Origin of the sequence: Anoxybacillus pushchinoensis, assembly GCF_900111795.1 — a bacterium.
Classification (GTDB): domain Bacteria; phylum Bacillota; class Bacilli; order Bacillales; family Anoxybacillaceae; genus Anoxybacillus; species Anoxybacillus pushchinoensis.
Genome location: NZ_FOJQ01000087.1, coordinates 1 through 6364 on the forward strand (window position 1 = coordinate 1; position 6364 = coordinate 6364).

At 43.3% G+C, this 6364-nt stretch carries 10 protein-coding genes and 1 pseudogene; 5 read left to right on the plus strand and 6 right to left on the minus strand.

What is annotated here, in order from left to right:
- From BM213_RS13840 to BM213_RS13850, 3 genes and pseudogenes are all read right to left on the minus strand, one after another.
- Nucleotides 1-682, minus strand: a pseudogene (locus BM213_RS13840) (DUF6444 domain-containing protein); the annotation flags it as partial.
- Nucleotides 683-908: 226 nt separating this feature from the next.
- The gene (locus BM213_RS13845; RefSeq protein WP_091705104.1) at nucleotides 909-1616 is read right to left on the minus strand and encodes a YwiC-like family protein; all 708 of its coding nucleotides are present in this window, start codon (nucleotides 1614-1616) and stop codon (nucleotides 909-911) included.
- A 68-nt stretch (nucleotides 1617-1684) separates the two neighbouring features.
- Nucleotides 1685-2440 (minus strand): alpha/beta fold hydrolase, encoded by a 756-nt coding sequence (locus BM213_RS13850; RefSeq protein WP_167357423.1) that lies wholly within the window; start codon nucleotides 2438-2440, stop codon nucleotides 1685-1687.
- A gap of 109 nt (nucleotides 2441-2549) precedes the next feature.
- Between BM213_RS13850 and BM213_RS13855 the strand changes: the two genes are divergently transcribed.
- The 3 genes from BM213_RS13855 (at nucleotide 2550) to BM213_RS13860 (ending at nucleotide 3773) form a co-directional block, all read left to right on the plus strand.
- The gene (locus BM213_RS13855) at nucleotides 2550-3356 is read left to right on the plus strand and encodes a Cof-type HAD-IIB family hydrolase (RefSeq protein WP_091705107.1); all 807 of its coding nucleotides are present in this window, start codon (nucleotides 2550-2552) and stop codon (nucleotides 3354-3356) included.
- Nucleotides 3357-3445: 89 nt separating this feature from the next.
- Complete coding sequence (locus tag BM213_RS14755; RefSeq protein ID WP_003395439.1) at nucleotides 3446-3598, plus strand: hypothetical protein; 153 nt, start codon at nucleotides 3446-3448, stop codon at nucleotides 3596-3598.
- A gap of 1 nt (nucleotide 3599) precedes the next feature.
- Nucleotides 3600-3773 carry a DUF3813 domain-containing protein gene (locus BM213_RS13860; RefSeq protein WP_003395440.1) on the plus strand — a complete coding sequence of 58 codons (174 nt, stop codon included), beginning with the start codon at nucleotides 3600-3602 and terminating at the stop codon, nucleotides 3771-3773.
- 23 nt (nucleotides 3774-3796) lie between these two features.
- Here BM213_RS13860 and BM213_RS13865 read toward each other — a convergent pair whose 3' ends face one another.
- Complete coding sequence (locus BM213_RS13865; protein WP_091705110.1) at nucleotides 3797-4630, minus strand: YitT family protein; 834 nt, start codon at nucleotides 4628-4630, stop codon at nucleotides 3797-3799.
- 87 nt (nucleotides 4631-4717) lie between these two features.
- Here BM213_RS13865 and BM213_RS13870 point away from each other — a divergent pair, with 87 nt between their 5' ends.
- Nucleotides 4718-5581, plus strand: coding sequence for a DegV family protein (locus BM213_RS13870; protein WP_091705113.1), 864 nt, complete (start codon nucleotides 4718-4720; stop codon nucleotides 5579-5581).
- Nucleotides 5582-5612: 31 nt separating this feature from the next.
- Nucleotides 5613-5738: a DUF3941 domain-containing protein gene (locus BM213_RS13875; RefSeq protein WP_003395443.1), complete on the plus strand. Its 126-nt coding sequence runs from the start codon at nucleotides 5613-5615 to the stop codon at nucleotides 5736-5738.
- Nucleotides 5739-5769: 31 nt separating this feature from the next.
- Here BM213_RS13875 and BM213_RS13880 read toward each other — a convergent pair whose 3' ends face one another.
- Complete coding sequence (locus tag BM213_RS13880) at nucleotides 5770-6024, minus strand: hypothetical protein (RefSeq protein WP_244149309.1); 255 nt, start codon at nucleotides 6022-6024, stop codon at nucleotides 5770-5772.
- A gap of 129 nt (nucleotides 6025-6153) precedes the next feature.
- A partial coding sequence (locus BM213_RS13885) for a zinc ribbon domain-containing protein (protein ID WP_143091215.1) occupies nucleotides 6154-6364 on the minus strand: 211 nt, incomplete at its 5' end.

The following is a 6364-nucleotide window of genomic DNA, read 5'->3' on the forward strand; positions in this document are numbered from 1 at the left end:
TTCGCGTCCTCGTTTCACCATATTGGCAAGGGTTCCTGTACTAACCGAGTGTTGATATAACGCTTCGATTGTATCACTTAAACGCTTGTAAGGGATCAATTGGATATGATGCAAATAAACAACGAGCGCAGTAAGACGTGGACCGTATTGCACATGATTCGTGACATGTGGTGGAAACTCCGCTTGTTGCACGCATTGACAATGCGGACATGATTTCACTTCACGCTCATGTTGTGTCACTTCAATCGACACGGGAGGCAGATCAAACACTTGACGGACATCGACTTTGAACGGTTTGACGTCACGCAAAGAAGCCCCACATCCTTGACATTTATGTACGCGATGGACGACACGATGATGTGGATGTTCCACTTGACGGAGCGTCGTCCCCTCATGTCCCTCTTGTCCACCAGGCTTTTTGCCAGACGGCTCGCGGGAGGAACGCTTTTTCTCAAAACGGTCAGAAGATGGGGGCAAATGGCTATTGGAGCTGTTTTTTTTTCGTGCGTGCTTCCAGCTCTTGAACGCGATACTTGAGTTGTTCATTTTCTTTGCGTAGCTGTTTGTTTTCTTGACGCAAATGTTCATTTTCTTGAACGAGTTGATGAATGAGCTGTTTTTGTTGTTGGACTTTGCCGATTAAGCCCTCAACTGTAAATACAGCTTGTTGTACCGTCAACATGTGATTCACCTCCTTGTCTATCAATATTCACATCATAGACAGGAAAAGCAAAAAATATTCAGCTCACTTTATGATGTGGCTGAATAGTTACACGAATTAATTCGTAAAGGTTTAGAAATCTCTGAAAATCATAGCAAGCATTTGCTTATGTGCCATTTGATATTTGTTTGTAAGTATCGAAAAAAGTTATTAATAAAAAAGAGGAGAAGTTTTCTCCTCTCAACCGCTAATAAAACATAACGATGACAAGCGCAAAATAAACAGCGTTGACGATTTCATAAATCCCTACTTTTTTAATCGACATCGCTTTCCCATAAAAGTATATCGCACGCAAGCCGCTCGGCACGTAAGCAAGCGCCAACCAGCCATGTCCCGCAGCGATGCATGCGACAATAAGCCCGATATGAAATACCCAAGATGCCCACTTATACCGCGGGTTGTTTTTTTCACGAATCATCGTTTTTACGTAAAATGTGCTTCCGACGAAAAATAAAACGGAGGCAACAAATAAAAACAACGCTTTTTCATCGATTGCTCCCGTTCCGACATAGTAGCTTCCTACACCACCGAGCGAAAAGTTCATAATCGCCGCCACATCGTTCGTAAACGACCGCTCTTTTTTCTTTTTCGCAAAATATATATTCACAACAAAAAACGGAACCATAGCTAATCCAAAATAAACGAGCGTCGGCTTGTAAGCAAGCGGGATAGCGACGAAAATGAGGGCAACAAACGTATAGATGGCAAGCCATTTTTTATGATGAGCGGTCGCTTGCTTTTTTACAACGAGCATCCATATATATGTGGCTAAATAAAGAAAAAACCATGCGACAAATAACGGAAAATGAAGCCACGTCGCTTGACCGATGTCGATGCCGAATAAAAATGGAATGATTAACATCGCCCATGCGCCATGTTGTTTCGGAATAACCATACTATCCCTCCTCACGTCTCATTGTACCATCCTCCCTTTCTCTTTTTTGTGATCAATGTCACATGTTTTTATAAATGTGTGACAAACCATTGAACCGTTTGTAACCATGCTTCGCGCGTCACTTTATGACCTGCTCGTTCATCGACTAACATACGGAGCGGCTCATGAAACGGCTCGATTTGTTTATAAAAGGCGTATGTATAATCAAACGGAACGACGTCATCTTGTTTTCCGTGCCAAATGAATAGCGGACGGCCATTTAATTTTTCCGGCTGCAGCGATAAATCATATGTTGTTAATGTGTTGCGCAACGCAGCGAGCTGCTCGTTTGACAGCGGCAAAGACATACCTTTTCGCTCAGCAAATTGCAGCTGCAAGTCGAAAAACGTTTGATAGCATGGACTGCCCATGAGCGAGCCAGCGACACGAATCCATTCATATTGCGTTAACGCACCGAACGTCACAATGCCTCCCATCGATGTCCCAACGACGCCGATGCGATTCGGATCAACAATGTTTCGTTCGACGAGCTCATTTTTTATATCATCTAGCTCGCGAATGGTCGTTAATACAATATCCCAAAATGATAAATAAAGTTCATCGTCAGAGAGCGAATTTGGGCGTTCCCCATGATACAACGCATCCGGCAAAATGACGCGATATCCTGCTTCTGCAAGCCAATAGCCAAAATGAAGATTATGTTCCTTCGCGCTCGTAAATCCATGAATAAATATGACGAGCGGCCGCATATGATGAATATCATCATCTTTTACAACGTGCAAACAAGGAACGTTTGCGATTGTCTCGCGAATAATCGTCACCATCTTCTCATCTCCCTTGTTATCTTTTAACATTATATTACCATATAGACAAGTTTTTTGGAAAAACGATACACTACAAGAGTAGAACATTTTAACGAAAAGGGGAACAATTATGGATAAACATTTAATTGCACTTGATTTAGACGGCACGTTATTAAAAGACAATAAAACCATTTCCGAACGTACATACAATGTAATTCAAAAAGCAAAACAAGCCGGACATATCGTCGCCATCGCGACAGGACGTCCGTACCGCGCGAGCAAAATGTATTACGAACAATTGGAACTAACAACGCCGATCGTCAATTTTAACGGTGCGTTCGTCCATCATCCAAGAGATGATAGCTGGGGGATGTATCATACTCCGCTTCAGCTTGAAACGGTGAAAGAAATTATTGACGTCAGCAGAAAATATAACGTGCGCAACATTTTAGCGGAAGTGATGGACGATGTATATTTTCACGAACATGACGAACAGCTACTTGACTTATTTAATTTAGGAGATCCAAACGTATATGTCGGAAATTTGCATAATATTTTACAGAAAAACCCAACGAGCATTTTAATTTTATCGGATGAACAAAACGTTTCACGCATTCGCACGTATTTATCAGAAGTGCATGCCAACGTCATCGACCATCGCAGTTGGACAGCCCCATGGCACGTCATTGAAATCGTCCGTACTGGCGTCCATAAAGCGTTTGGTCTTGAAAAACTCGCTTCTTTCTATGGCATCCCGCGCGAGCGTGTGATTGCTTTTGGCGATGAAGATAACGATATCGAGATGTTAAAATGGGCAGGAATCGGCGTCGCGATGGGCAATGCGATCGAGCCGCTTAAAGCAGTCGCAGATGATGTCACAAAAACGAATGAAGAAGACGGCATCGCGATGTATTTGCAATCGTTATTAAAGTTATAAAAAATTCCCTCACGTATTGTAGCCCAAACATGAACAAACTATCATCGACGCGATATGCGTCACAAGCGGCGAACAAGGGGGAATGTCGTGTGGGCAAACGAAACAAATCGAAGCGATTTATTCAACAAAGTGCCGATGCAGTATATAAGCATGATGAAAAAATTCCGTATCATATGACGTATGAGGAAGCGGAACAACGCAAAGCAGAAAAAGCGGATCATGCAAATCTTGGAGGATTTTAATATGGGCAATCCATTGTTTCAACAAGCAAGAAAGGCGGTCGCTAAAGCAAAAGAAGAACGCACAGAACGCGCCATCGCTGTCGCCAAAAATGCGCTCTCATCCGCTTTCGCTAACGCCAACGACGCCGAACGAAAACAGTTGCACGCTTTGCAAGACGAACTTCATGCATTGTAAAAAGCTGCGCCGTGTGCGCAGCTTTACTCTTTTCGGAAAAACCCGACGACTTCTGTCGTTTGCATAATGTTCGTGAACGCTTTCGGATCGACTTCTTTAATGATTCGCTTTAAATCGAATAGCTCATAGCGCGTAATAACGATCATAAGCATATCTTTATCTTCGTTTAAAAATGCTCCTTTCGCCGGGATGACTGTAATGCCACGAATCATTCGCGACTTGATCGCTTGCTTCATCTCTTCCCCTTTTGTCGTAATAATGAGCGCAGTTAATTTTTGATGGCGCGTATGAATCGCATCAATGACGCGCGTCGTCACATATAACGTCACGAGCGTATATAACGCTTTTTCCCATCCGTACACATATCCAGCTGTTAAAATAATAATGGAGTTTAACGCAAAAATGTACGTCCCGACCGAACGATCATTGACGCGAGACAATACGAGCGCAATAATATCTAATCCGCCTGTTGACGCCCCCCATTTTAACGTCCAGCCCGTTCCGACTGCTGCAATCACTCCGCCGAAAACGGCGTTCAATAAAATGTCTTCAGAAAGCGGACGAACAGGAATGATTTCAAGAAATAGCGACATAAACACAACGCTTAAAAAGCTATAAAACGTAAACGATTTTCCTACCTTTTTCCATCCTAAAATGGCGACAGGAATGTTAAACAAAAAGAGCAATAAACCTGTCGAAATAACATACGGTGTATAATCGCCAACGACTTTAGAAATGAGCTGTGCAGCTCCAGCGAATCCGCTCGTATATACGTTCGCCGGAATTAAAAATAAATTTATGCCGATCGCGTTTAATAAGCCACCGATAATGACGACAAACAATTTTTTTACGTCCACAACACATCCTCCTACAAAGCGATAAGATTGTTTTTTTTCATAATAATCGCTACACTTAAAATAAGTACATACATAGGGGTGATTGAAATGAATATTAAAATTATAGCGGATAGCGGGTGCGATTTGCCACTTTCTTTTATACAAGAAAAACAAATTGCTTTTTTACCGTTAGCTGTTCATATAAACGACAAAGACTACGATGATCAACTGACGATCCAGCCAAAACAAGTATACGATGCCATGCGCGCAGGCGACGTACCGAAAACATCGCAAGCAAAACCTTCGCAAATGGAAGAGCTATTTATGACGTTAGCGAAAGAGCGCGTACCTGCCATTTATATCGCCTTCTCTTCCGCCTTGTCAGGCACATATCAAACGGCGGTCATGATTCGAAACGAAGTGCTTGAACAATATCCGGACGCGAAACTAACCGTCATCGACTCGAAATGCGCATCGCTCGGGCTAGGGCTTGTCGTAAAAAAAGCAGTTGAGCTCGCTGAAAGCAGCACGGCTTACGAAGACGTCGTGGCGACGATTGAGACGTATTGTCGTCATATGGAACATATTTTTACTGTCGATGACTTGCAATATTTAGCGCGCGGCGGGCGCGTCAGCAAAACGGCAGCGTTTGTCGGCGGGGTATTAAACATTAAGCCACTTCTTCACGTCGAGGATGGGAAGTTGATTCCGATTGAAAAAGTGCGTGGACGGAAAAAAGTGTTGAAACGAATGGTCGAGTTAATGCAAGAGCGCGGAGCGGACGTTCAAAACCAACTGATCGGCATTAGCCACGGCGACGATGAACAAACGGCGCTCGAACTGAAAGCAATGATTGAAGAAACGTTCGGCTGCAAGCAGTTTTTCATTTCTGACATCGGCGGCGCGATCGGAGCGCATGCCGGACCGGGAACGATCGCCCTCTTTTTCTTGAATAAACAGCTTGGGCATTGATTACACTACCCGATAAAGGGGTGACGAAGCGATGACAAGCGACAACGATAAAAAAGCAAAAGACAATAACGCGAAACGACACGAAAAAAATATGGAGCGCGAGAAAAATCGCCAAGCTGGCAAGCGCGCCTACTCAAAAGAAACGAATCATTTGTAAACAAAAAAGATGCTCGCGCGGAGCATCTTTTTTACTTCATTTGAAACTTCGCCATCATTTGTTGTAAGTCGTCTGTCAGTTGGCGCAATGTCGTCACTTTTTCACCCATTTTTTTGAACGCCTCTAACTGCTCGACCATTGACGCAGCAATTTGTTCGCTACCTGCCGCGGATTGCTCAACGACCGCGCTAATGCTTTCAACGTTTTGTAAAACATTTTTGCCAAGCTCTTTCGACTCGTTCATGCCGATAACAAGCGCTTGAATATCTGTTGTAATATGATGCACCTTGTTGTGAACCTCCCACGGCTAAAGTCGCGGGCTTCTCACTTCGCAGTGGGAATTTCCTGCTTCATCGTCCTCGCAACCTACTAACTCCACAGGCGTATGATTCCGACAGTTCCTGCCGTACGATATTTATGCAAATAAACCTAATTCTTTTAAGCCTTGTTGTAGTATATTTTTTGCAGCGTTCTCGTCTCTTTGATGAATCGTACCACAATGATCGCAAACCCATTCTCTTATGGATAATAACTTTACTTTTTTGTTTACACACCCACACGCTGAACAAGTTTGCGATGATGCAAACCATCTGCTTATTTTATGATACGTTCTGCCATACCACATC

Coding starts and splice junctions, on each gene's coding strand:
- BM213_RS13845 (WP_091705104.1), bottom strand. CDS start 1,616: ATGGTTATTCCGAAACAACATGGCGCATGGGCGATGTTAATCATTCCA.
- BM213_RS13850 (WP_167357423.1), bottom strand. CDS start 2,440: ATGGTGACGATTATTCGCGAGACAATCGCAAACGTTCCTTGTTTGCAC.
- BM213_RS13855 (WP_091705107.1), top strand. CDS start 2,550: ATGGATAAACATTTAATTGCACTTGATTTAGACGGCACGTTATTAAAA.
- BM213_RS13860 (WP_003395440.1), top strand. CDS start 3,600: ATGGGCAATCCATTGTTTCAACAAGCAAGAAAGGCGGTCGCTAAAGCA.
- BM213_RS13870 (WP_091705113.1), top strand. CDS start 4,718: ATGAATATTAAAATTATAGCGGATAGCGGGTGCGATTTGCCACTTTCT.
- BM213_RS13875 (WP_003395443.1), top strand. CDS start 5,613: ATGACAAGCGACAACGATAAAAAAGCAAAAGACAATAACGCGAAACGA.